21 protein-coding genes, 3 pseudogenes and 1 riboswitch are annotated in these 23418 nt (G+C 66.3%); of the genes and pseudogenes, 13 read left to right on the top strand and 11 right to left on the bottom strand.

Annotation, left to right across the window (positions count from 1 at the left end; all coding sequences use genetic code 11):
• Positions 1–18 precede the first annotated feature (18 nt).
• The 6 genes from AADZ55_RS05345 to AADZ55_RS05320 form a co-directional block, all read right to left on the bottom strand.
• Positions 19–945 (bottom strand): alpha/beta fold hydrolase, encoded by a 927-nt coding sequence (locus AADZ55_RS05345; protein ID WP_085323191.1) that lies wholly within the window; start codon positions 943–945, stop codon positions 19–21.
• Positions 945–1526: a hypothetical protein gene (locus AADZ55_RS05340; RefSeq protein ID WP_085323190.1), complete on the bottom strand. Its 582-nt coding sequence runs from the start codon at positions 1524–1526 to the stop codon at positions 945–947. The genes AADZ55_RS05345 and AADZ55_RS05340 overlap by 1 nt, the downstream gene beginning before the upstream one ends.
• Before the next feature lie 492 nt (positions 1527–2018).
• Positions 2019–2309, bottom strand: a complete 291-nt coding sequence (locus AADZ55_RS05335) for a pilin (RefSeq protein ID WP_085323189.1) — start codon at positions 2307–2309, stop codon at positions 2019–2021.
• A 73-nt stretch (positions 2310–2382) separates the two neighbouring features.
• Positions 2383–3513, bottom strand: a complete 1131-nt coding sequence (locus tag AADZ55_RS05330) for an adenosine deaminase (protein WP_085323188.1) — start codon at positions 3511–3513, stop codon at positions 2383–2385.
• Positions 3510–4796 (bottom strand): thymidine phosphorylase, encoded by a 1287-nt coding sequence (locus AADZ55_RS05325; protein ID WP_085323434.1) that lies wholly within the window; start codon positions 4794–4796, stop codon positions 3510–3512. Before AADZ55_RS05325 ends, AADZ55_RS05330 begins: the two co-directional genes overlap by 4 nt.
• A gap of 20 nt (positions 4797–4816) precedes the next feature.
• The gene (locus tag AADZ55_RS05320; protein ID WP_085323187.1) at positions 4817–5251 is read right to left on the bottom strand and encodes a cytidine deaminase; all 435 of its coding nucleotides are present in this window, start codon (positions 5249–5251) and stop codon (positions 4817–4819) included.
• Positions 5252–5486: 235 nt separating this feature from the next.
• Here AADZ55_RS05320 and sdhC point away from each other — a divergent pair, with 235 nt between their 5' ends.
• The 4 genes from sdhC to AADZ55_RS05300 all read left to right on the top strand — a co-directional run bounded on the left by sdhC (position 5487) and on the right by AADZ55_RS05300 (position 8984).
• Positions 5487–5825: a succinate dehydrogenase, cytochrome b556 subunit gene (gene sdhC / locus AADZ55_RS05315; RefSeq protein WP_242669943.1), complete on the top strand. Its 339-nt coding sequence runs from the start codon at positions 5487–5489 to the stop codon at positions 5823–5825.
• Positions 5822–6301, top strand: coding sequence for a succinate dehydrogenase hydrophobic membrane anchor subunit (locus tag AADZ55_RS05310; RefSeq protein ID WP_085323185.1), 480 nt, complete (start codon positions 5822–5824; stop codon positions 6299–6301). The genes sdhC and AADZ55_RS05310 overlap by 4 nt, the downstream gene beginning before the upstream one ends.
• A gap of 104 nt (positions 6302–6405) precedes the next feature.
• Positions 6406–8160 carry a succinate dehydrogenase flavoprotein subunit gene (gene sdhA / locus AADZ55_RS05305; RefSeq protein WP_085323184.1) on the top strand — a complete coding sequence of 585 codons (1755 nt, stop codon included), beginning with the start codon at positions 6406–6408 and terminating at the stop codon, positions 8158–8160.
• Entirely contained in the window at positions 8160–8984 is an 825-nt protein-coding gene (locus AADZ55_RS05300; RefSeq protein WP_085323183.1) for a succinate dehydrogenase iron-sulfur subunit, read from the top strand. The genes sdhA and AADZ55_RS05300 overlap by 1 nt, the downstream gene beginning before the upstream one ends.
• A gap of 65 nt (positions 8985–9049) precedes the next feature.
• Here AADZ55_RS05300 and AADZ55_RS05295 read toward each other — a convergent pair whose 3' ends face one another.
• Positions 9050–9496, bottom strand: coding sequence for a hypothetical protein (locus AADZ55_RS05295; protein WP_085323182.1), 447 nt, complete (start codon positions 9494–9496; stop codon positions 9050–9052).
• A gap of 87 nt (positions 9497–9583) precedes the next feature.
• Between AADZ55_RS05295 and AADZ55_RS05290 the strand changes: the two are divergent.
• Positions 9584–10231 (top strand): annotated as a pseudogene (locus tag AADZ55_RS05290) (carboxymuconolactone decarboxylase family protein); the annotation flags it as partial.
• Here AADZ55_RS05290 and AADZ55_RS05285 read toward each other — a convergent pair.
• A complete protein-coding gene (locus tag AADZ55_RS05285; protein WP_085323180.1) occupies positions 10197–11132 on the bottom strand; it encodes a sigma-70 family RNA polymerase sigma factor in 936 nt (311 codons plus the stop codon). The pseudogene AADZ55_RS05290 and the gene AADZ55_RS05285 sit on opposite strands and share 35 nt — an antisense overlap.
• Before the next feature lie 167 nt (positions 11133–11299).
• Here AADZ55_RS05285 and AADZ55_RS05280 point away from each other — a divergent pair, with 167 nt between their 5' ends.
• The 4 genes from AADZ55_RS05280 to nagA all read left to right on the top strand — a co-directional run bounded on the left by AADZ55_RS05280 (position 11300) and on the right by nagA (position 15477).
• Positions 11300–12550: a D-alanyl-D-alanine carboxypeptidase family protein gene (locus AADZ55_RS05280; protein WP_085323179.1), complete on the top strand. Its 1251-nt coding sequence runs from the start codon at positions 11300–11302 to the stop codon at positions 12548–12550.
• A gap of 68 nt (positions 12551–12618) precedes the next feature.
• Positions 12619–12942, top strand: a complete 324-nt coding sequence (locus AADZ55_RS05275) for a hypothetical protein (protein WP_085323178.1) — start codon at positions 12619–12621, stop codon at positions 12940–12942.
• A 7-nt stretch (positions 12943–12949) separates the two neighbouring features.
• On the top strand, positions 12950–14323 hold the full coding sequence (locus AADZ55_RS05270) for a sugar porter family MFS transporter (protein WP_085323177.1): 1374 nt from the start codon (positions 12950–12952) through the stop codon (positions 14321–14323).
• Positions 14320–15477, top strand: a complete 1158-nt coding sequence (gene nagA / locus AADZ55_RS05265; RefSeq protein ID WP_085323176.1) for an N-acetylglucosamine-6-phosphate deacetylase — start codon at positions 14320–14322, stop codon at positions 15475–15477. The genes AADZ55_RS05270 and nagA overlap by 4 nt, the downstream gene beginning before the upstream one ends.
• Positions 15478–15638: 161 nt before the next feature.
• On the opposite strand, the pseudogene yhjD reads toward nagA, so the two are convergent.
• Both yhjD and trpS read right to left on the bottom strand, forming a co-directional pair.
• A pseudogene (gene yhjD / locus AADZ55_RS05260) lies at positions 15639–16502 on the bottom strand (inner membrane protein YhjD); the annotation flags it as partial.
• A gap of 3 nt (positions 16503–16505) precedes the next feature.
• On the bottom strand, positions 16506–17525 hold the full coding sequence (trpS, locus tag AADZ55_RS05255; protein ID WP_085323174.1) for a tryptophan--tRNA ligase: 1020 nt from the start codon (positions 17523–17525) through the stop codon (positions 16506–16508).
• A gap of 155 nt (positions 17526–17680) precedes the next feature.
• Here trpS and AADZ55_RS05250 point away from each other — a divergent pair.
• Positions 17681–18516 (top strand): annotated as a pseudogene (locus tag AADZ55_RS05250) (alpha/beta fold hydrolase).
• Here the strand turns inward: AADZ55_RS05250 and AADZ55_RS05245 are convergent.
• Positions 18513–19739, bottom strand: coding sequence for an NADP-dependent isocitrate dehydrogenase (locus AADZ55_RS05245; protein WP_085323172.1), 1227 nt, complete (start codon positions 19737–19739; stop codon positions 18513–18515). The pseudogene AADZ55_RS05250 and the gene AADZ55_RS05245 overlap by 4 nt on opposite strands.
• Positions 19740–19917: 178 nt before the next feature.
• A riboswitch (SAM riboswitch) is annotated at positions 19918–20037 on the top strand.
• Between the two features lie 125 nt (positions 20038–20162).
• On the opposite strand from AADZ55_RS05245, the gene AADZ55_RS05240 reads away from it, so the two are divergent.
• From AADZ55_RS05240 to AADZ55_RS05230, 3 genes are read left to right on the top strand one after another with little or no spacing between them, the layout of a single operon-like run.
• Complete coding sequence (locus AADZ55_RS05240; RefSeq protein WP_085323171.1) at positions 20163–21539, top strand: bifunctional o-acetylhomoserine/o-acetylserine sulfhydrylase; 1377 nt, start codon at positions 20163–20165, stop codon at positions 21537–21539.
• An 11-nt stretch (positions 21540–21550) separates the two neighbouring features.
• Positions 21551–22690, top strand: a complete 1140-nt coding sequence (metX, locus tag AADZ55_RS05235) for a homoserine O-acetyltransferase MetX (RefSeq protein ID WP_085323170.1) — start codon at positions 21551–21553, stop codon at positions 22688–22690.
• Complete coding sequence (locus tag AADZ55_RS05230) at positions 22687–23418, top strand: class I SAM-dependent methyltransferase (RefSeq protein ID WP_085323433.1); 732 nt, start codon at positions 22687–22689, stop codon at positions 23416–23418. Before metX ends, AADZ55_RS05230 begins: the two co-directional genes overlap by 4 nt.

Genomic DNA, 23418 nt, shown 5'->3' with positions numbered 1-23418 from the left:
CTGGGCCCCGAGGTTGCGTCAACTACCGCGGCGCTCGCCGATATCGGTGGCACACGCGGCGAGAATCGCGTCCCAGTCTTCGATGTTGAAATGGCCTTTACCTTCGGCCCAGTGCACATCGACGTGCGGAATCGAGCGCTCCAGGTACTCCCCCATCGCGCGTGGTACGAAGGAGTCACGGTCACCCAGCCAGATGTGAGTGGGCACGGCCACCTCGGCGAGATCGAAACCCCAGGGGCGGTATTCAAGAAACGATTCGTACGCTGCCCCGCGGCTGCCCTGCCGGAATGCTTCGAGTTGAACCGCACGGAAGTGGCGTCCGAAGAGTTCGTCGCGCAGGCGGTGCTTGTCCGCCGCGGGCACCGAAGCGGTTATCAAACCGGAAAACAATCCGGGAGAGTACTTCGCGCACCAGCCGAGCGGGGCGAACAAGGCACCGAATAGCCGCGGTCCACGTCGCGCCAAACGCGCATAGAACCGGTCAGCGATGTTAAGGCTGCGCATGACGTCCGGCTCAACGTTATCGCCGGCTGGTGGGCCCCACGGTCCGAGCGCGCCGACGAATTTGAGTCGTGCCCGAGGAATGAACGCGCCGCAGGCAAACAGGTGCGGTCCCGCTCCCGAATGCCCCACCACGCCGAACTCGTCCAGCTCGAGCGCGTCGGCCAGGGCACACACGTCTGCCGGCCAATCCCGCAGCCTGCGCCCCTCCTGAAATGTCGAGCGGCCGTACCCGGGCCGATCAACGGCAATCAGCCGGAAGCCGGTGCGCCGTGCCGCACAATCGGCGAAGGCGCCCTCAAGCCGCGAGCTTGGCGTGCCATGAAAGTAGAACGCCGGATAGCCGGTGCCATCACCCCATTCCAGGTAGGCGAGCGTACGCCCGTCGGGGAGCGTGAACTCATGCGCCTCGTCGGTGCGAATGTGCTCCGGTAGCAACTGCATTAGCCGATGGCTTCCATGAGTGCCCGGCCGCGCGGCGCCAGCCGGTAGCCCACATCGAGGCTGATAGTCAGGCCCAGCTCTTTGAGCCGGCGCACCCGCCGCTTGAACCGCGGCACGTCCATTCGTTCGCCGGCCGCCAGGTTCGGCGCGCGCACCGCCTCATTGTCGGCGATCAGCCGCAGGTACCGCCTGGTCCATGGGCCGGAGTCGCTGGCGGCGTCGAACCGGTCGAGGCGGGACACGATTGCCGCGATGTCGGCGCCGGTCAGCGTGTCGGCTGCCGCCAGCGCCTGGCGCTCGTCGAGGCCCGCATACGACACTCCGATCAGGTAGGTGTGCGCCGCCGGCCGACGTTCCAGCTCAGCCTGAGCGGTCGCAGCATCGGGGTAGCCGGCTGCGCGCGCCTGCGCTTCACTGACGCGGTAGTTGTGCGGGTGCTCGGCGACACTGTCGATGCGAATCGTGCCCACCACCGTGCGCTGCGTGCCACCCGGCTTTGCCCGGGGGACGTCCCAGCGCCGGAGCACCAGGCTGACGCCGCCATCCGCGATGCCTTGGGCGATGGCACGGTTGAGCAGCATGCGAGCGATGTTATGTCGTGGGCAGCGCCACGTGTGCTCAGAGTCGATTCATCGCGCGCGCCATGCAGGAGTCCTCAAGGAACGTATACCGCTTCGGCCGGCATGCACGTGACCGCACGCGATCCAGCGTCAATCGCCCGAGCCGGTCAACGGGTGTGGCGGCCAAAGCCACAGCGTCGTTGTGGCCAGTGGTGGAAGTGCTGCCGGTGGTCATGACAGGGTCCCTTCAAGCGTCCGTCAAGTTGTCAAAGCGGTTGCTTCGACCCTGTCATTTCCGGCGGCGCAGTCCATCGGCTGGAGGGCGTAATTCTGCCCTGAACCGGGGTCGTAGATCTGCGGCGCGCGCCCACAGTTGATACGCATATTCGCCGAATGCGAGGCGTGGATCCCCGGGCCGGATGCCTATCGGCGGACGATTCGATTCAGCCAGCTTCAGTCGCGGTCAGGACGCCACCACCATGGCACGCCGTATCGGCGATGCCGGCGGGCTCGCTATGCGCCGCCGCCGCCGGCGGCTGGGGGCGGCGCGGCACCGGGATCGTCAAGCGCAGGGTCTTCTGGGACGGGCTCTTCGATGTAGCGTTGGAATTCGTCGTGACAGGTAGTGGGATCCCAGTTGGGCCCCCACGCCGGGTCGAAAGGTTGGCCAGGACACCAGAAGTAGTCGGGCACCGGCGCGGGCTGGGCTTCGGATTTGGCGACGCCACCGAAGCCCGCCATGCTGAACGCCGTGGCAACGGCGCACGTCGCCAGCATGAGCGTGCGGCATCCGAACCGGGACATGCGATGACAGTACGAAAGCTATCTGGCAAGTAACTTGACGGTAGGTGGGATTTACCAGCGAACTTGCCGATGATTAGCTGTGTGCCTGCTGGGACACTTCCGCGGTCTTGGCGGCATTACCCATGAGCACCGCGTACTGCGGCTTGATCACCTCCTCGATCAGAGCCAGCCGCTGGTCGAACGGAATGAACGCCGATTTCATCGCATTGACGGTGAAGCGCGCCAAGTCGATCCAGCCGTATCCGAACGCCTCCACCAACCGATGCATCTCGAGGCTCATCGATGTGTCGCTCATCAGCCGGTTGTCGGTGTTGACGGTCACCCGGAACCGCGCCCGGGCCAGTAGGTCGAACGGGTGGTCGGCGATGCTTGCGGCCGCGCCCGTCTGCACGTTGGAGCTGGGACACAATTCCAGCGGAACCCGCTTGTCGCGCAGGATCGACGCCAGCCGACCCAACCGGAAGCCGCCGTCAGCGTCGACGTCAATGTCGTCGCCGATCCGCATCCCGTGGCCCAGCCGGTCGGCTCCGCAGAACGCGATCGCCTCGTGGATGGACGGCAGCCCGAACGCCTCACCAGCGTGAATAGTGAAGCGTGCGTTGTGATCACGCATGTACTCGAAAGCGTCCAGGTGCCGGGTCGGCGGGTGGCCGGCTTCCGCGCCGGCGATGTCGAATCCGACCACCCCCTTGTCCCGGAAACGGATCGCCAGCTCCGCGATCTCCCGGGACATTGCGGCGTGCCGCATCGCGGTGACCAGACAACGGACGGTGATGGGATGGCCGTCGGCGGCACACGCCTTCTCACCGGCGGCGAAACCCAGCAGAACGGCGTCTACGACGTCGTCGAACGACAGCCCGCGATTGATGTGCAATTCGGGAGCGAACCGCACCTCGGCGTACACCACGGAGTCGGCAGCTAGATCTTCCACACACTCATGGGCGACGCGGTACAACGCCTCGGGCGTCTGCATCACCGCCACGGTGTGCGAGAACGGCTCAAGATAGCGCTCCAGTGAGCCGCTGTGCGATTGGGTGCGAAACCAGGTCGCCAGCGCGTCGGCGTCGGTGGCCGGCAGCTCGTCATAGCCGACCTGGCCGGCGATGTCCAGCACGGTGGCCGGGCGCAACCCGCCATCGAGGTGATCGTGCAGCAGGGCCTTGGGCGCTTGCCTGATCGTGTGCAGGGTCGGTGCTGTGCTCATAGAGTGATCCGATCGATGATGAGCCGCCGCGGCTGCGGCGGCGTGTCCCCAACGCTGAACGCGCCGTCCAGCTCGGCCAGTGCGGCAGCGAAGCGTTCCGGGGTGTCGGTGTACAGGGTGAACAAGGGCTCACCGGCCGCGACCGGTTCCCCGGGACGACGATGGATCCTGATGCCGGCGCCCAACTGCACCTGCCCGCCCGGCTGGGACCGTCCCGCACCGAGTCGCCATGCTGCCAACCCCACCGCCATCGCGTCGATTTCGCCCATTTTGCCGCTCCGCGCAGCGATCACGGTCTCTGAGTGCGCACCGATTGGCAACGGCACCGACAAGTCACCGCCCTGAGCGGCGACCAGCCGACGGAATCGGTCCATTGCGGTGCCGTCCCGCAACGTCTGCGCGGGATCGCGGCCGTCGATTCCGGCAAGCTCGAGCATCTCGCCGGCCAACCGCAATGTCAGCTCCACCACATCCGGCGGCCCGCCGCCGGCCAGCACCTCCAGCGATTCGCCAACTTCGAGCGCATTGCCGACCGTCGCGCCCAGCGGGCGGTTCATGTCCGTCAGCACCGCGCGGGTCCGCACCCCGTGCGCCGCGCCCAACTCGACCATGGTGTAGGCCAGTTCGCGACACTGCGCCTCCGACTCCATCAGCGCCCCCGAACCGACCTTCACGTCAAGCACCAGCGCGCCGATGCCCTCGGCCAGCTTCTTGCTCATCACCGAACTGGCGATCAACGGCAGCGACTCGACCGTTGCGGTGATATCGCGCAGCGCGTAGAGCCTTTTGTCGGCCGCCGCCAGCTGGCCGGCACCAAATATCGCCGCGCCGATATCCCGCAGCTGTTCACGCACGCGCTGGCTGGACAGGTCTGTGGTGAACCCCGCGATGGATTCCAGCTTGTCCAGGGTGCCGCCGGTATGCCCCAGCCCACGACCGGACGCCTTCGGCACCGCACCGCCGCAGGCCGCGATGATGGGCACCAACGCCACCGTGGTCTTGTCCCCAACTCCGCCGGTCGAGTGCTTGCCGACGGTCGGCAGCGGCAGATCGGAGAAATCCATCAGCTCACCGGATGCCAGCATCGCCGCCGTCCAGCGGGCGATCTCGCCGCGGTCCATGCCCCGCCAAACGATCGCCATCAACAGCGCCGCCATCTGTTCGTCGGCGACCCGGCCGTCGGTGTAGGCCCCGATGACCCAGTCGATGGCGGCGTCGGACAACCGCCCGCCGTCCCGCTTGGTCCGGATTACCGTCGGCGCGTCGAATGCGAAGTCGGTCAACCGGGCTCCCGACTTGAGGTTCAATCGTCCGCCCCCTTCCCGGGCCGTCCAAGCCCGCACCCTCGCCGCGCCAGGTCGTCGATGCCGAAGGCGTCGGGCAACAAATCACCGAGCCGACGCGGCCCAGCCGGATGGTCGATCAGCAGCTCGGGACCGCCGTGCTCGAGCAGCAGCTGACGACATCGTCCGCACGGCATCAGCATGGATCCGTGACTGTCGACGCATGCCAGCGCGAGCAGCTGGCCGCCGCCGGTCGAATGCAGGGCACACACCACCGCGCATTCGGCACACAGACCCAAGCCATGCGAGACATTCTCCACATTGCATCCGGTGATGACGCGGCCATCGTCGACCAGTGCGGCCGCGCCCACGCCGAACCGCGAATACGGCGCATACGCCCCGGCTGCCGCATGGGTTGCATTGTCCCGCAGCACATCCCAATCGACCTCAGGCATCGGCAACCCCGCTCGGCGATGGGACAATGTCAGAAAGCCACCCTAACTCTGCATCGACACACGGCCGCGATCGGACTGTTCGGCACACTCCGCAATCCGGCCAAGTTAAGCTCGATTGCCCGGCTAGAGGTGTTCGATGGCGGTTTAAAGGGGTTTGCGAGAGGTGAACACAACGGCGACAACCGTGTCGCGCGGACGGCGACCACCTCGGACTCTGTATCGGGGAGATCCCGGTATGTGGTCGTGGGTACTGCATCGCATCAGCGGCGCGACGATTTTCTTCTTCCTGTTTGTCCACGTCCTGGACGCCGCGATGCTGCGGGTGAGTCCGCAGACCTACAACGCGGTGCTGGCGACCTACAAAACCCCGATCGTCGGCCTGATGGAATATGGCCTGGTCGCTGCGGTGCTCTTCCACGCGCTGAACGGGATCCGGGTCATCTTGATCGATTTCTGGTCGCAGGGCCCCCGCTACCAGCGGCTGATGTTGTGGATCATCGGCGTGGTCTATCTGCTGCTGATGGTTCCGGCGGGCGTGGTGGTGGGCATCCACATGTGGGAGCACTTCCGATGAGCACCTCCGATCTTCAGCTCGGACCGCAACCCGACAAGGGCACGATCGCGCCGGTACGGCAGCGCAGTTACGACCGTCCGGCCAGCCTGGACAACCCGCGGTCACCACGGCGGCGTGCCGGCATGCCCAACTTCGAGAAATTCGCGTGGTTGTTCATGCGGTTCTCCGGCGTTGCGCTGGTGTTCCTGGCAATCGGGCACCTGTTCATCATGCTGATGTGGGACAACGGCGTGTATCGCCTGGACTTCAACTTCGTCGCGCAACGCTGGGCGTCCCCGTTCTGGCAGACCTGGGATCTGCTGCTGTTGTGGCTGGCGCAGCTGCACGGCGGCAACGGCCTGCGCACCATCATCGACGACTACAGCCGAAAAGACACCACCCGATTCTGGCTGAACTCGCTGCTGGCGTTGTCCATGCTGTTCACGCTGATGCTGGGTACCTACGTGATAGTGACATTCGACCCAAACATTTCCTGAAAGTCCTGGAAGGAGCACATGATTACACCACCTCCTCCTCATCGCTTCGTCCCCCTCGCCGCCTCGCGGCTGGGGGTGCCCCCACTGCATCGTGGGCGGCGGCCTTGATCTCCCAACACCGCTACGACGTGGTGATCGTCGGCGCGGGCGGCGCCGGGATGCGGGCCGCGGTAGAAGCGGGTCCGCGGGTTCGCACCGCGGTGCTGACCAAGCTGTACCCCACCCGTAGTCACACCGGTGCGGCGCAGGGCGGCATGTGCGCCGCACTGGCCAATGTCGAAGACGACAACTGGGAATGGCACACCTTCGACACCGTCAAGGGCGGCGACTATCTCGCGGACCAGGACGCCGTGGAGATCATGTGCAAGGAAGCCATCGATGCGGTGCTCGACCTGGAGAAGATGGGGATGCCGTTCAACCGCACCCCCGAGGGCCGCATCGACCAGCGCCGCTTCGGCGGGCACACCCGCGACCACGGCAAGGCGCCGGTCCGCCGGGCCTGCTATGCGGCGGACCGCACCGGCCACATGATCCTGCAGACGCTCTACCAGAACTGCGTCCGCCACGACGTGGAGTTCTTCAACGAGTTCTATGCACTCGACCTGGCCCTCACCCAGACCCCGACCGGCCCGGTGGCCACCGGGGTGATCGCTTACGAGCTGGCCACCGGGGACATCCATGTATTCCACGCCAAGGCGATCGTGATCGCGACCGGCGGCTCGGGCCGGATGTATAAGACCACCTCCAACGCGCACACGCTTACCGGCGACGGCATCGGGATTGTCTTCCGCAAGGGGCTTCCGTTGGAGGACATGGAGTTCCACCAGTTTCACCCGACCGGCCTGGCCGGGCTGGGCATCTTGATCTCGGAGGCGGTGCGCGGCGAGGGCGGCCGGCTGCTCAATGGTGAGGGTGAACGCTTCATGGAGCGCTACGCCCCGACGATCGTCGACCTGGCACCGCGTGACATCGTCGCCCGCTCGATGGTGCTGGAAGTCCTGGAGGGCCGCGGCGCCGGCCCGCACAAGGACTACGTCTACATCGACGTCCGCCATCTGGGCGCCGACGTGCTGGCGGCCAAGTTGCCCGACATCACCGAATTCGCCCGCACCTACCTAGGCGTGGACCCGGTCCACGAGCTGGTCCCGGTCTACCCGACGTGTCACTACGTGATGGGCGGCATCCCAACCACCGTCACCGGGCAGGTGTTGCGGGACAACACCAACACCGTCCCCGGCCTGTACGCAGCCGGCGAATGCGCGTGCGTATCCGTGCACGGCGCCAACCGGCTAGGCACCAACTCGCTGCTGGATATCAACGTCTTCGGTCGTCGGGCCGGCATCTCCGCCGCCAGCTATGCGCAGGGTCACGACTTCGTCGACATGCCGCCGAACCCGGCGGCAATGGTCGTCGGCTGGGTAAGCGACATCCTGTCGGAACACGGCAACGAACGCGTCGCCGACATCCGCACCGCCCTGCAGCAGTCGATGGACAACAACGCCGCGGTGTTCCGCACCGAGGAGACCCTGAAGCAGGCGCTCACCGACATCCACGCACTCAAGGAGCGGTACTCCCGAATTACCGTGCACGACAAGGGGAAACGCTTCAACAGTGACCTACTGGAGGCCATCGAACTGGGCTTTCTACTAGAGCTGGCCGAAGTGACGGTGGTGGGCGCCTTGAATCGCAAGGAGTCCCGCGGCGGCCACGCCCGCGAGGACTATCCCAACCGCGACGACGTCAACTACATGCGCCACACCATGGCCTACAAGGAGGGCACCGATCTGCGCAGCGACGTCCGGCTTGACTTCAAACCCGTCGTGCAGACCCGCTACGAACCCAAGGAACGGAAATACTGATGACCGCAGGGGAAACTGTCGAGCCGCAGGTCGAGACTTTGGACCCGCCCTTGCCGCCAGTTCCGGAGGGCGCGGTGATGGTGACGGTGAAGATCGCCCGATTCAACCCCGACGACCCGGAGGCTTTCGCGGCAACCGGCGGCTGGCAAAGCTTCCGGGTGCCCTGTTTGCCCAGCGACCGGCTGCTCAACCTACTCAGCTATATCAAGGGCTATCTGGACGGAACGCTCACCTTCCGGCGATCCTGCGCGCACGGCGTGTGTGGCTCGGATGCCATGCGGATCAACGGCGTCAACCGGTTGGCCTGCAAGGTGCTGATGCGCGATCTGCTGCCACTCAACGAGGGGAAGAAGCCGAATAAGCCGGGAAAAGGGTTGACCATCACGGTCGAACCGATCCGTGGGCTACCGGTGGAGAAAGACCTGGTGGTCGACATGGAGCCGTTCTTCGATGCCTACCGGGCAATCAAGCCGTACCTGATCACCAGCGGCAATCCGCCCACCCGCGAGCGGATCCAGAGCCCGATCGACCGCGCCCGCTACGACGACACCACCAAGTGCATCCTGTGCGCTTGCTGCACCACCAGCTGCCCGGTGTTCTGGCATGAGGGCAGCTACTTCGGCCCGGCGGCGATCGTCAACGCCCACCGCTTCATCTTCGACAGCCGCGACGAGGCCGCCGCCGAACGCCTCGACATCCTCAACGAAGTCGACGGGGTGTGGCGCTGCCGGACCACCTTCAACTGCACCGAATCCTGCCCGCGCGGCATCGAGGTGACCAAGGCGATCCAGGAGGTCAAGCGCGCACTGATGTTCTCGCGCTGAAACTGGCACCGACGCTCTTGCCAGCGTCAACGGTGGCCACGATGCGCGAGCGCGGTTGGGTTGGCCTAAGTTTCGGGTGACGGCTCGGGCACGAGGACGCCGCCGTCATATTCCTTTACCAAGTCGTCGACCACGACTTGCCAGGACGGCCCGTCCACGCACAGGTAGCTGGCGGAGAGCACCAGCCGCTCGGGTGACCCGGGGAGCAGGGAAACCCCGAACAATCTCCCGGTGCGCATATCGAATCCAGCGCGCTGCCGTGCGATCACCTCAGCCACTGCAACTCCCGGGGGCTCCACCGCCCAAGCCCATCCGCCACCTGGGCGAGTCGTCCAGGTGTCGAAGCTCGGCTCGAACACCGCGCCGAGGGCGGGATGGGCAGCGAAGACCGCCTCGACCGCGGCACGTATCCGCCCCTGGTCCACCCGTGAGTTGGCCGTCAGAACGTTGGAATGTGCCCAGGGCTCGAAGTCCTCGAGCCGCCCAAGCGCATCGATTCGCGAGTAGGACATGACCGCAGACTCCGGCACATTCCTCAGCGAATTCTTGGCGGATTCTTGGGATGCGTCACATCAGGGCGGCCGGCTAGACATTCTCTGTCACATATTCGGCGGCTACCTCGTCTGACGGGTATGACACAGAAAACCCGCATCGAACCCCTGCCCCCGAAGCGCGCCGGCCTGCTGATCCGCGCCATGTACCGGATCGCCAAGCGGCGCTTCGGCCAGGTCCCCGAGCCGTTCACGGTCGCCGCCCATCACCCGCGGCTATTGATTGCCGAAGCCGTGCACGAGACTCTGCTGCAGTCAGCGTCGCGGAAGCTACCGGCCAGTGTCCGTGAACTGGCGGTGTTTTGGACCGCCCGCAGCATCGGCTGCTCGTGGTGTGTGGACTTCGGAGCCATGCTGCAGCGTCTGGATGGCCTCGACGTGCAACGGCTCGCGGACATAGACAATTACGCCACCGCACCCGCCTTCACCGACGACGAACGCGCGGCCATCGCCTACGCCGACGCGATGACCACCGACCCGCATTCGGTGACCGACGAGCAGGTCGCCGACCTGAAGGCCCGCTTCGGCGAGGCCGGCGTGATCGAGTTGACCTACCAGATCGGCGTGGAGAACATGCGGGCCCGGATGAACTCGGCGCTGGGCATCACCGAACAGGGCTTCAACTCCGGTGATGCGTGCCGCGTGCCGTGGCTCACCGAGGCTACCCAGACAGGTCACGCAGCGGAGAGCCGGTGAACTTCTCCGGGTTGGCGATATCCCATAGGGCGCAGACCTTTCCGTCGCGCACGGTCATCGCGGTGATCCGCGGCAGCATCGCCCAGTGCCCGTCGTCGTCCGCGGTACCCCGCGTATAGGCGCCGAGCTCACCGTTGACCAACGCCAACTGACTTGCCGAGTAAAACGCGGGGCCGTAACGACGGGCCAAGCCGAACATGAACCGGGCCACCTTGTCCGACCCGACAATGACCTGAACCGCGGTAGGCGCCTTGCCATTTGCATCCCCGGTGAAGGTCACGTCGGGATGCAGCAACGAGACCACGGCGTCCAAGTCACCGGCGGCCATGGCGGCCATCAACCGACCGACCACCTCGTTGTGGGTGGGATCGGGTTGCCGGGATATCAGGGCCGGCCGCGCGGCCGTCCCGGCCAGGGACTTACGGGCCCGCGACGCCAGCTGCCGGGCGGCTGCCTCGGTGGTGCCCAAGACCTCGGCCACCTCGGCGAATGGCACGGCGAACCCGTCGTGCAGTACGAATGCGACCCGCTGATCGGGAGTGAGTCGCTCCAGCACCACCATCGCCACGAACCGGGCATCCTCATGGGCAACAACGGCGGACAGTGGGTCTGCACGGTCGATTCCGGTAACCACCGGTTCGGGCAGCCAGTTGCCGGTATATGTCTCACGCCGATGCGCGGCCGACCGCAACTTGTCCAGACCCAGCCGGCTCACGACGGTGGTCAACCAGGCCCGCAGGTCGACAACGGTGTCGCGGCCGTTGGCCGCGCTGTCCCAGCGCAGCCAGGCTTCCTGCACGATGTCTTCGGCGTCGGCCACTGTTCCAGTCAGCCGATAGGCGACCGACATGAGATGCGGCCGCAGCTCCTCAAAGTCGGTGACCTGCTGCGCCACGGGCATATCGCGAGCGTAACGCCAGGGCGACGTTCGGCGCCGAAATGCGCGGTGGCGTTACGCTCGCGGGCAATGCGGTGAAGGGCACGATCTCTACATTTGCAACTTCTGTCCCACCAGCCACAGCGCGGCTCCCTGCGATCGGGCCACTGATCACCTACTCTGCACAGTCGATGCACCTTTTTCGTTCCGCGGCATGCCTGGCCGCAGCGGCTTTCCTGGTCGCCGGACCCACCGCGATGGTGGGCGCGCCGGGTCTGCCGATCGCACGGGCCGAGCCCAACGCCGAGGCAAATGGCGGGGCGGCCAGTTGCCCGTATAAGGTGACCACCCCGCCCGCGGTGGACTCGTCGGAGGTTCCCAGCGCCGGTGAACCGCCGCTGCCACTGGCAGTCCCGCCGACGCCGGTCGGCGGCAACGCACTGAGCGGCTGCGGCGTCATCGCGGCACCCAACACCCCGCCGGTGCCGGGCGACATCTCCGCCGAGGCTTGGCTGGTGGCGGACCTGGACAGCGGCGCCGTCCTCGCCGCCCGGGATCCGCACGGCCGGCACCGCCCGGCCAGCATCATCAAAGTGCTGGTCGCGATGGCAACCATCAACTCGGTCAGCCTCAACAAGTCGGTCGCCGGAACCGTCGACGACGCCGCCGCCGAGGGCACCAAGGTCGGCGTGCAAGCCGGTGGCATCTACACCATCAACCAGTTGCTGCACGGCCTGCTGATGCATTCCGGCAACGACGCCGCACACGCGCTGGCCGTGCAGCTCGGCGGGATGCCGACCGCACTGGAAAAGATCAACGTGCTGGCCGCCAAGCTCGGCGGCCGCGATACCCGGGTGGCCACGCCGTCCGGACTGGACGGGCCCGGCATGAGCACCTCGGCCTACGACATCGGCCTGTTCTACCGGTACGCCTGGCAGAACCCCACCTTCGCCGACATCGTCGCGACCCGCACCTTCGACTTCCCCGGCCACGGCGACCATCCGGGCTACGAGCTGGAGAACGACAATCAACTGCTCTACAACTATCCGGGCGCACTCGGGGGCAAGACCGGCTACACCGACGACGCCGGCCAGACCTTCGTGGGCGCGGCCAATCGCAACGGCCGGCGGCTGGTGGCGGTGCTGCTGCACGGGACCCGACAGCCGATCCCGCCTTGGGAGCAGGCGGCGCACCTGCTGGACTACGGGTTTGGCACCCCCGCGGGCACGCAGATCGGGACGCTGATCGAACCCGACCCCTCGCTGATGGCCAGCAGGCAAGACAATCCCGCCGGCCGGCTGGCCAACCGCGACCAGGCCGCGGGGCTCATGTCGTCCGCCGATGCTTTGCCGGTACGGGTGGGTGTTGCGGTGATCGGCGCGGTCATTGTGTTCGGGTTGATCATGGTCGCGCGCTCGATGAACCGCCGGCCGCAACCCTGAAAACGGCACCAAAATGGGGCGCCGAACAGGCAGTTGACCCCCCTACGCCGCTGTGTCACCATTTGGAGGTGACTGAAGCCCTGTATGAGGATGCCGGCCTGACGCTGGATGAGGACGGCATCACCATCCGCCGCTACTACTTCCCCTTCGCCAGCTCCAAGCGGGTCGCCTATAGCGACATTCGGGGCGTCAAGGCAGCGCCGATGGGCTGGTTATCCGGCAAGGGCCGCTACTGGGGGGCGGGCGACCCGCGGTATTGGTTCCCCCTGGACATGCACCGGGGAAGCAAGGGGACGCTGCTGATCCTCGATGTGGGCGCCAGGGTGCGCCCGTGCATCACACCCGAGGACCCGGAAAAGGTCATCGAGTTGCTGAAGTCCCGGGTCGGCTGACCCGGTCGTGCGACGGGGATTGCTGGTCGGGCTCACCGCGGCCAGCGTCGGGGTCATCTACGGATACGACCTTTCCATAATCGCGGGCGCGCTGCTGTTCATCACCGAGGATTTCGGCCTCGCCACGCGCCAACAAGAACTGCTGACCAGCATGGTGGTGATCGGCCAGATCGCCGGGGCGCTCGCCGGTGGTGTGCTCGCCAACGCGATCGGGCGAAAGAAGTCGACGGTGCTGATTCTTGTCGGCTACGCGACGTTCGCACTGCTAGGCGCGATCTCGGTCTCGATGCCGATGCTGCTGACAGCGCGAGTCCTGCTAGGTGTGTGCATCGGCGTATCGGTGGTGGTGGTGCCGGTATACGTCGCGGAACTGGCACCGGCGCCGGTGCGCGGATCGTTGGTGACCGCCTACCAACTGGCGACGGTCAGCGGCATCATCCTCGGCTATTCGGTTGGTTACCTGCTCGCCGGCACGCACAGCTGGCGGTGGATGCTGGGGCTGGCCGCGGTACCCGCGACGCTCCTGGTGCCGTTGTTGATTCGCATGCCAGACACCGCTCGGTGGTACCTGCTCAAGGGGCGGGTGGCCGACGCCCGCCAGGCCCTGCTGCGCGGGAACCCCGAGGCCCGAGTCGAACAGGAGCTGGCCGAGATGACCAGCGCCCTGCGCGAAGGCAGGGGCCGGGTGTCCGAGATGCTGCGGCGGCCATACCTACGGGCCACCGCGTTTGTGATCGCGCTCGGCGTTCTTGTCCAGATCACCGGCATCAACGCGATCATCTACTACGGTCCCCGGCTGTTCCAAGCCATGGGCTTCACCGGCTACTTCGCGCTGTTGGGTCTGCCGGCAATGGTGCAGGTGGCCGCCTTGGCGGCGGTATGCACCTCGCTGGTTCTCGTTGACCGGATGGGCCGACGACCAATCCTGTTGTCGGGCATCACCATGATGATTGCGGCGGACACCGTGCTGATCGCCGTGTTCGCGCGCGACTCCGGCCAGGACGGTGGCCCTGCGCTGATGTTCGGGTTCGTTGGCGTATTGCTGTTCATCGTCGGCTTCAACTATGGGTTCGGTTCGCTGGCATGGGTATACGCCGGCGAAGCCTTCCCAACTCGCCTGCGGTCGCTGGGGTCGAGCACGATGCTTACCTGCAACCTGACCGCCAACGCGATCGTTGCCGGGTTTTCCCTCACGATGCTGCGTCTGCTGGGCGGCGCAGGCGTTTTCGCGGTGTTCGGGTTCTTCGCGTTGGTCGCGTTTGGTGTGGTCCACCGGTTTGCGCCGGAGACCAAAGGCCGCCAACTCGAGGAGATCCGACATTTCTGGGAGAACGGCGGCCGCTGGCCCGGCGAGCAATCCACCGCCGAGAAAGCACCGTGACGCTGATTCGCGCGGGCGCGGTTGCCATCGACCACCGGATCTGCCGACCGGGGTGGGTGCAGACGGCGGGTCGACACGTGGTCGGCTGCGGGGCCGGAACGCCGCCTGCGCCCGTCGATGTGGATCTTCCCGACTCCGTTGTCGTTCCCGGCTTTGTCGATATGCACGTGCACGGCGGCGGAGGCGCGTCCTTCACCGAGGGCACCGCCCAGGAAGTCGCCCGCGCCGCCGAGTTCCATCTGCGACACGGCACCACGACCACGCTGGCCAGTCTGGTCACCGTCGCGCCCGCTCAACTGATCGCTGCCGTGGCCAGACTCGCCGAGACCATCCACCGCGGCCGGCCGGGCACCGTCGCCGGCATCCACCTGGAGGGGCCCTGGCTGAGCGAAGCGCGGTGCGGAGTCCACGATCGCACGCAGCTACGTGATCCGGACCCCGCCGAGATCGACGCCCTGCTCGCCGTCGCCGACGGCACCCTCCGGATGGTCACACTGGCACCCGAGCTGCCCGGGAGCCACGCCGCGATCCGCCGTTTTGCGGACGCGGGAGTTCTTGTCGCCGTGGGACATACGGACGCGACCTTCGAGCAGACCACACAGGCCATCGGCATGGGTGCCACCGTCGCCACCCATCTGTTCAACGGGATGCCGCCACTGGACCATCGCGAGCCCGGACCCGCGCTGGCCTTGCTGCAGGACCGTCGGGTGACGGTGGAGCTCATCGCCGACGGTGTGCATGTCCACCCCGCCATGCTGGGCGCGGTGATCGCGGCCGCGGGTCCCGACCGGGTAGCCATGGTCACCGACGCGATCGCCGCGGCCGGTTGCGGCGATGGACTCTTTCGGGTCGGCACGGTACCGATCGAGGTCGAGTCGGGCGTGGCGCGGATGAGCGGGACGTCGACCCTCGCCGGGAGCACCGCGACCATGGATCAACTATTCCGTCTGGTGGCTGGGCTCGGTTCGGATCCCGATGTCGCACTTGCCGCCGCGGTGCGGATGACCGCGGCGACGCCGGCCGCCACGCTGGGGCTCGGGCGAGTGGGTATCCTCCGGGTCGGCTTTGACGCGAATCTTGTTGTGCTGGACCATGATTTGCGAGTGGCCGCCGTCATGGTCAATGGCGAGTGGCGGCGAGACACGGACGACTAGTCGCGCCGGCCTACCAACCGACGAAACGCCAGCGCGCCAACGGCCCCCGCGGCCATTGCGGTCAACGTCTGTCGGGTGCTCAACCCCTCGGCCACCTGTATCCGCGGGCTGATGACCGCCGGCGCCGGAGGGTCGACATGCTGGGAACGGGGGTCAGCTCCGGCTGCCGTCGCGGCCCAGGCGGTCGCGAACAGCACGAGATAAGCGGTGACAAACCCGAACACCATCAAGCCCAACACCGGTCCGAACGCAGCGCCCGCCGGGCTGCGCAGCACGATCTGCAGGTAGATCGAGCCCAACTGCTTGAACAACTCGAACCCGATGGCGGCCATCAACCCGGCCCGCATCGAGGTGACCAAACCGACCGGCTCCCGCGGCAGCCGGCCGATCATCCAGGTGAACAGCAGCCACGACACCAGCACCGACACCAGCACCGACACACCCCGGAAAATGCCGTCGAACACTGAAAACTGCGGTATTTCAAGCCATCTCAACACGGCCCTCATCGGTCTCGCATGACCGAGCGCAGTGAGCGCGATGGTGGCCGCGATCACCATGAAGGTCCCCACCATCGCCACCAGGTCCGACAGTTTGGTGCGCACGTAGCCGGCCTGAGCAACCGGATGTGCCCACATCTCACTCAACGCTTCCCGCAGATGCCACATCCAGCCCAGGCCGGCCCAGGCCGCGGTGGCCAAACCGATCACACCGACGGAAGCGCGCGCGTCGATCGCCGAGTTCATCAAGTCCACCAGCTGCTGTCCCAGCTCGCTGGACACCGAAGTGCGGATGCGCTCTTCGATCGTCTTCAGCAGCTCCGGACGACGCGACAATGCGAATCCACCCACCGCGAAACCGACCATCAACAAAGGAAATATCGCGAAGATCGTGTAGTAGGTGAGGCCGGCCGCGAAGAAGCTGCCCTTTCGCTCGCTGAACCGCGCATATGCGCGCATGACATGGTCGAACCACGCCAACCGGGCCCGCAGCCGATCAAGGACCCCTGGCTTGGCCGGTTCGTCCATGCCCTACCCCCGTCGTGGAAGGAACCCGAGCCGATCGTAGACCCGCTGAACGGTTTTGCTGGCCACATCGTGGGCCCGCTGTGCGCCGGCCGCGAGCACCGCCTCCAGTTCCGCGGGATCTGCGGTTAGTTCGTCGAACCGGGCTTTGATCGGGCTTACGAATTCAACGACGGCCTCGGCGGTGTCCTTCTTGAGGTCGCCGTAGCCGCGTCCGGCATAGCCTTCGACGAGAGCGTCGATGTCGGTCCCGGTGACCGCCGACTGGATGCTCAACAGGTTCGACACGCCCGGCTTGGCGTCCGGGTCATAACGAATGTCGCGTTCGCTGTCGGTCACGGCAGCGCGAATCTTTTTGGCGGACAACGCCGGATCGTCGAGCAGGCTGATCAAGCCGGCATCGGTGCTCGCCGACTTGCTCATCTTCGACGTCGGGTCGACCAGGTCGTAGATCTTGGCGGTCATCTTGGGGATGAGCACGTCGGGAACCACCAGGGTGTCCGGGAAGCGGCTATTGAACCGTTGGGCAACGTCGCGGGCCAGCTCCAGGTGCTGTCGCTGGTCCTCCCCGACCGGCACCAGGTCGGTGTCGTAGGCCAGCACGTCGGCGGCCTGCAGGACCGGGTAGGTGAACAGTCCGACGGTGGTGGAATCGCTGCCCTGGCGCGCCGACTTGTCTTTGAACTGAATCATCCGCGACGCCTGACCAAAGCCGGTGAAACAGCCCAGCACCCAAGCCAACTGGGTGTGAGCCGGTACCTGGCTTTGCACGAAGACGGTGGCGCGGCCCGGATCGATACCCAACGCGAGGTATTGCGCGACGGTCAACAGGGTCCGGCGCCGCAGCGCCTCGGGCTGCTGCGGGATGGTGATGGCGTGCAGGTCGACCACGCAGAAGAACGCATCGTGGTCGTCCTGCAGCCCAACCCATTGGGCAACGGCCCCCAGGGCGTTACCGAGATGAAGCGAGTCAGAGGTTGGCTGCACGCCGGAGAATATCCGGCGGATTCCGTTCGCGGTGCTCATGATGCCCCGATCCTTTCACGGCCTTTCCACATCGCGAGCTTCACGCTGGCGTCGCGCTCGGCGTAAGGCGTGGGGCCAAGCGTGACGCTCGGTGCTCCACCAGCGGTCACCAGGCCGCTTGCGGTACCGGCGGTACCGGCTTTAGTGTCGGCTCTATGCGCAGTCCGATCCACCTAGGCTCGGGGGAACCGGTCCTACTGCTGCACCCGTTCCTGATGTCCCAGACGGTGTGGGAGAAGGTCGCCGAGCAGCTGGCAGACACCGGGCGCTTCGAGGTCTTCGCGCCTACGATGGCCGCCCACAACGGCGGACCGGCGTCGGGCACCTGGTTTTTGTCCTCCGCGGTACTGGCCGACCACGTCGAGCGCGAGCTCGATGAACTGGGCTGGGATACCGCCCATATCGTCGGCAACTCGCTGGGCGGCTGGGTCGCTTTCGAACTCGAAAGACGAGGGCGGGCACGCAGCGTGACCGGCATCGCCCCGGCGGGTGGTTGGACCCGCTGGAGTCCGGTCAAATTCGAAGTGATCAGCAAGTTCATCGCCGGCATGCCGATCTTGGCCGCCGCCCACCTTCTGGGCCAACGGGCGCTTCGGCTGCCGTTCAGCCGCCTGTTGGCCACCCTGCCGATCAGCGGGTCACCGGACGGGGTGAGCGAGCGGGAACTCAGCGGCGTCGTCGACGACGCCGCGCACTGCCCGGCCTACTTCCAGCTGTTACTCAAGGCGCTACTGCTACCGGGGCTGCAGGAGCTGGAACATACCGCCGCGCCCTCCCATCTGGTGCTGTGCGAGAAGGATCGGGTGGTCCCCCCAAAAGATTCAGCCGGCATTTCACCGACTACCTACCGGCCGGCCACCGGCTCACCGTGCTCGACGGCGTCGGTCACGTACCGATGTTCGAGGCGCCGGGACGTATCACCGAGGTCGTCGTCGACTTCATCGACCAGTGCAGCCCGCCGGCCCGGGCCGTCGAGCCACCGGCCAGCTAACCGAGCTTCTTGCTGAGGGTGTCGGCGATCGCGTCGAGGAATTCCTCGCTCTGCAACCAGTCCTGCTCGGGGCCGATCAGGATCGCCAGGTCCTTGGTCATCTTGCCGCTCTCGACCGTGGCGATGACGACCTCTTCCAGCTTCTGGGCGAAGTCGATAACCTCGGGAGTGCCATCCAGCTTGCCGCGATGCTGTAAACCGCGCGTCCAGGCGAAGATCGAGGCGATCGGGTTCGTCGAGGTCGGTTTGCCCGCCTGATACTGGCGGAAATGCCGGGTGACGGTGCCGTGCGCGGCTTCCGCCTCGACCGTCCGGCCGTCGGCCGTCATCAGCACCGACGTCATCAGTCCCAGCGAGCCGTAGCCCTGCGCAACGGTGTCGGACTGCACGTCGCCGTCGTAGTTCTTGCAGGCCCACACGTAGCCACCCTCCCACTTCAGGCACGCGGCCACCATGTCGTCGATCAGCCGATGCTCGTAGGTCAGTCCCTCGGCTTCGAACTTGTCCTTGAATTCCTCGTCGTAGACGCGCTGGAACTCGTCCTTGAACATGCCGTCGTAGGCCTTGAGGATGGTGTTCTTAGTGGACAGGTACACCGGCCATTTCGCATTGAGACCGTAGGAAAACGACGCGCGCGCGAAGTCCCGGATCGAGTCCTTGAAGTTGTACATCCCCATCACCACACCACCGTTCTCGGGGATGGACACCATCTCGTGCACGATCGGCTCGCTGCCATTGGCGGGAGTGAAAGTCAGTGTGACAGTACCCGGTTGGTCGACCTTGAAGTTCGTCGCTCGGTACTGGTCGCCGAACGCGTGACGACCGATGACGATCGGTTTGGTCCAGCCCGGAACCAGCCGCGGAACGTTGGAGATCACGATGGGTTCGCGGAAAATCGTGCCGCCCAAGATGTTTCGGATCGTCCCGTTGGGCGACAGCCACATCTTCTTCAGGTTGAATTCCTGGACGCGGGCCTCGTCGGGGGTGATCGTCGCACACTTGACGCCCACACCGTGCTTCTTGATCGCGTAGGCCGCGTCGATCGTCACCTGGTCGTCGGTCCGGTCGCGGTGCTCGATGCCCAGGTCGTAATAGTCCAAATTGATGTCGAGATGGGGAAGGATGAGCATGTCCTTGATGAGCTGCCAGATGACCCGCGTCATCTCGTCACCGTCGAGCTCTACGACCGGGCCTTTGACCTTTATCTTGGGTTCGTTGGACATGGGAGTCCGAGTCCTCCAGCCGTGCGAGCGTGAGCGAGCGGTTGCTCGTCACGCCAGATTACTCGGAGCCTTCCCGAGCCCGTAGCGAACGGCAAAGGGCCAGTTCAGACCCCCGGAACCGGTGTGGAGTTGGCTTGGAGTTGGCACTGGGTAGCTGCCATGCGCTAGGCTTCGATTCGGTCATGAGCGCCAGCGTCAAGCCCCGGCTTGCTGGCCGGCAACCCTCCAACCGCGGTGGGGTGCCCCGGGTGATGACCAGGTTGAGTAGCCACAGCCGGCTGCGCGGCAAGCGCGGGTCCGCCATGACGGGCCCCTGACCAGACAGGGAAACGTAATGCGCACTCATTCACCCCGCTCTGCGCGGTCGCCGGGTGTCGGATCGTGTGACATCCGATTCGCCCACTGCCAGCAGGGAGACGTCTCATGAGCGCCGATACCAACAGCACCGACACCGATCCGACCGCGCATTGGTCGTTCGAAACCAAACAGATTCACGCAGGTCAGCAACCTGACCCGACCACCAACGCCCGGGCCCTGCCGATCTATGCGACCACGTCGTACACCTTCGACGACACTGCGCATGCCGCCGCGCTGTTCGGACTGGAAGTTCCGGGCAACATCTACACCCGGATCGGCAACCCCACCACCGACGTCGTCGAGCAGCGCATCGCCGCGCTCGAGGGCGGGGTGGCCGCGCTGTTTCTGTCCTCGGGGCAGGCCGCGGAGACGTTCGCCATCTTGAACCTGGCCGGCACGGGCGATCACATCGTGTCCAGCCCCCGGCTCTACGGCGGCACCTATAACCTGTTCCACCATTCGCTGCCGAAGCTCGGCATCGAGGTCAGCTTCGTTGACGATCCGGACGATCTGGACACCTGGCAGGCGGCGGTACGGCCGAACACCAAGGCGTTCTTTGCCGAGACCATCTCCAACCCGCAGATCGACGTCCTGGATACCCCCGGGGTCGCCGACGTCGCTCATCGCAACGGGGTACCGCTGATCGTCGACAACACGATCGCCACGCCATACCTGATCCAGCCCTTGGCGCAGGGTGCCGACATCGTGGTGCATTCGGCCACCAAGTACCTGGGCGGACACGGGGCCGCGATCGCCGGCGTGATCGTCGACGGCGGCAACTTCGACTGGACACAGGGCCGCTTCCCCGGCTTCACCACACCCGACCCCAGCTACCACGGCGTGGTGTATGCCGAGCTGGGCCCGCCCGCGTATGCGCTCAAGGCTCGGGTGCAACTGCTTCGCGACTATGGGTCGGCGGCTTCGCCGTTCAATGCTTTCCTGGTGGCCCAAGGTCTGGAAACGCTGAGTCTTCGGGTGGAGCGGCACGTCGCCAACGCAGCGCGAGTCGCCGAGTTCCTGGCCGCCCACGACGGCGTGCTGTCGGTCAACTATGCGGGGCTGCCCAGCTCGCCATGGCATGAGCGGGCAAAGAAGCTGGCGCCCAAGGGAACCGGAGCCGTGCTGTCGTTCGAGCTGGCCGGTGGCGTCGAGGCCGGCAAGGCGTTCGTGAACGCGCTGAAACTGCACAGCCACGTCGCCAACATTGGTGACGTGCGCTCGCTGGTGATCCATCCGGCATCGACCACCCACGCCCAGCTGAGTCCCGCCGAACAGCTGGCGACCGGCGTCAGCCCGGGCCTGGTACGGCTGGCCGTCGGGATCGAGGGCATCGACGACATCCTGGCCGATCTGGAGCTCGGATTCGCCGCGGCGCGGGTATCCGGCGCAGCCCCGCAAACTTCGGGAACCAGCGGCGACCCGCATGCCGTGGCGGCCTTCTGAGGAGCTCTGACGTGACGATCTCCGACGTTCCTACCCAAACGCTGCCCGCCGAAGGCGAGGTCGGCGTGGTCGACATCGGGTCACTGCGGCTGGAAAGCGGCGCGGTGATCGACGATGTTCACATCGCCGTCCAGCGTTGGGGCGAGTTGTCGCCGGCGCGGGACAACGTGGTGGTGGTATTGCACGCACTGACCGGCGATTCGCACATCACCGGGCCCGCCGGAGCCGGGCACCCCACCCCCGGCTGGTGGGACGGGATGGCGGGGCCGGGTGCACCGATCGACACCAACCGCTGGTGCGCGGTGGCAACCAACGTGCTCGGCGGTTGCCGTGGCTCCACCGGGCCCAGCTCGCTGGCCCGCGACGGAAAGCCGTGGGGCTCTAGGTTTCCGCTGATCTCGATTCGTGACCAGGTGCAGGCCGACGTCGCGGCACTGGCCGCGATGGGCATAACCGAGGTCGCAGCCGTGGTGGGCGGGTCCATGGGCGGCGCCCGGGCGCTGGAGTGGCTCCTCGGCTATCCGGATCGGGTCCGGACGGGATTGCTGCTGGCGGTCGGGGCGCGCGCCACCGCCGACCAGATCGGCACCCAGACCACTCAGATCGCGGCCATCAAGGCCGACCCGGACTGGCAGCACGGTGACTACTACGAGACGGGGAGAGCACCGGACGCCGGCCTTAAACTCGCCCGCCGCTTCGCGCACCTCACCTACCGCGGCGAGATCGAGCTCGACACCCGCTTTGCCAACAACAACCAGGGCAACGAGGACCCGGCGGCCGGCGGCCGCTACGCGGTACAGAGCTACCTGGAACACCAGGGCGACAAGCTGTTGTCCCGGTTCGACGCCGGTAGCTACGTGATCCTGACCGAGACGCTGAACAGCCACGACGTCGGCCGCGGCCGCGGCGGGGTCAGCGCGGTGCTGCGCGGGTGCCCGGTGCCGGTCGTGGTCGGTGGCATCACCTCCGACCGGCTCTACCCGCTGCGCTTGCAGGAAGAGCTCGCCGAGCTGCTGCCGGGCTGCGCCGGGTTGCAGGTTGTCGACTCCCTCTACGGGCATGACGGCTTCCTGGTGGAAACCGAGGCAGTCGGCGAATTGATTTGCCAGACACTCGAATTGGCTGATCGCGAAGGCGCGTGCCGGCGGTGACTCGCTCCCGGCACGACATGTCCCTGTCGTTTGGCTCCGCGGCGGCCGCCTACGAGCGAGGCCGACCGTCGTACCCACCGGAAGCGATCGACTGGCTGCTACCGGCCGCCGCGCGCGACGTGCTCGACCTGGGAGCGGGCACCGGCAAGTTGACCACCCGGCTGGTCGAACGCGGCCTGGATGTGGTGGCGGTCGACCCGATTCCGGAAATGCTGGACGTGCTGCGCGGCGCGCTGCCCGAAACTCATGCGCTGCTGGGTACGGCGGAGGAAATTCCGTTGGCGGACAACAGCGTTGACGCCGTGCTGGTCGCCCAGGCATGGCATTGGGTCGATCCGGCGCGAGCGATTCCGGAGGTGGCCCGCGTGCTGCGGCCGGGCGGGCGGCTTGGCCTGGTGTGGAATACCCGCGACGAACGGCTCGGCTGGGTGCGCGAGTTGGGTGACATTATCGGCCGCGACGGCGACCCGGTCCGCAACAAGGTGACGCTGCCCGAACCGTTCGCGGCGGTGCAGCGCCATCAGGTCGAGTGGACGAATTACCTTACGCCGCAAGCACTGATCGACCTGGTGGCCTCGCGCAGCTACTGCATCACCTCACCGGCCGAGGTCCGCACCAAAACGCTTGGTCGGGTGCGCCAGTTGCTGACCACCCATCCGGCGCTGGCGAACACAGGCGGCCTTGCGCTGCCGTACGTCACGGTGTGCGTGCGGGCGACCCTGTCCTGA

The sequence above is a fragment of the Mycobacterium decipiens genome (assembly GCF_963853665.1).
Lineage (GTDB): Bacteria > Actinomycetota > Actinomycetes > Mycobacteriales > Mycobacteriaceae > Mycobacterium > Mycobacterium decipiens.
The sequence above is the reverse complement of the archived record's forward strand: the minus strand, read 5'-3'. Positions and strand labels throughout refer to the sequence as shown.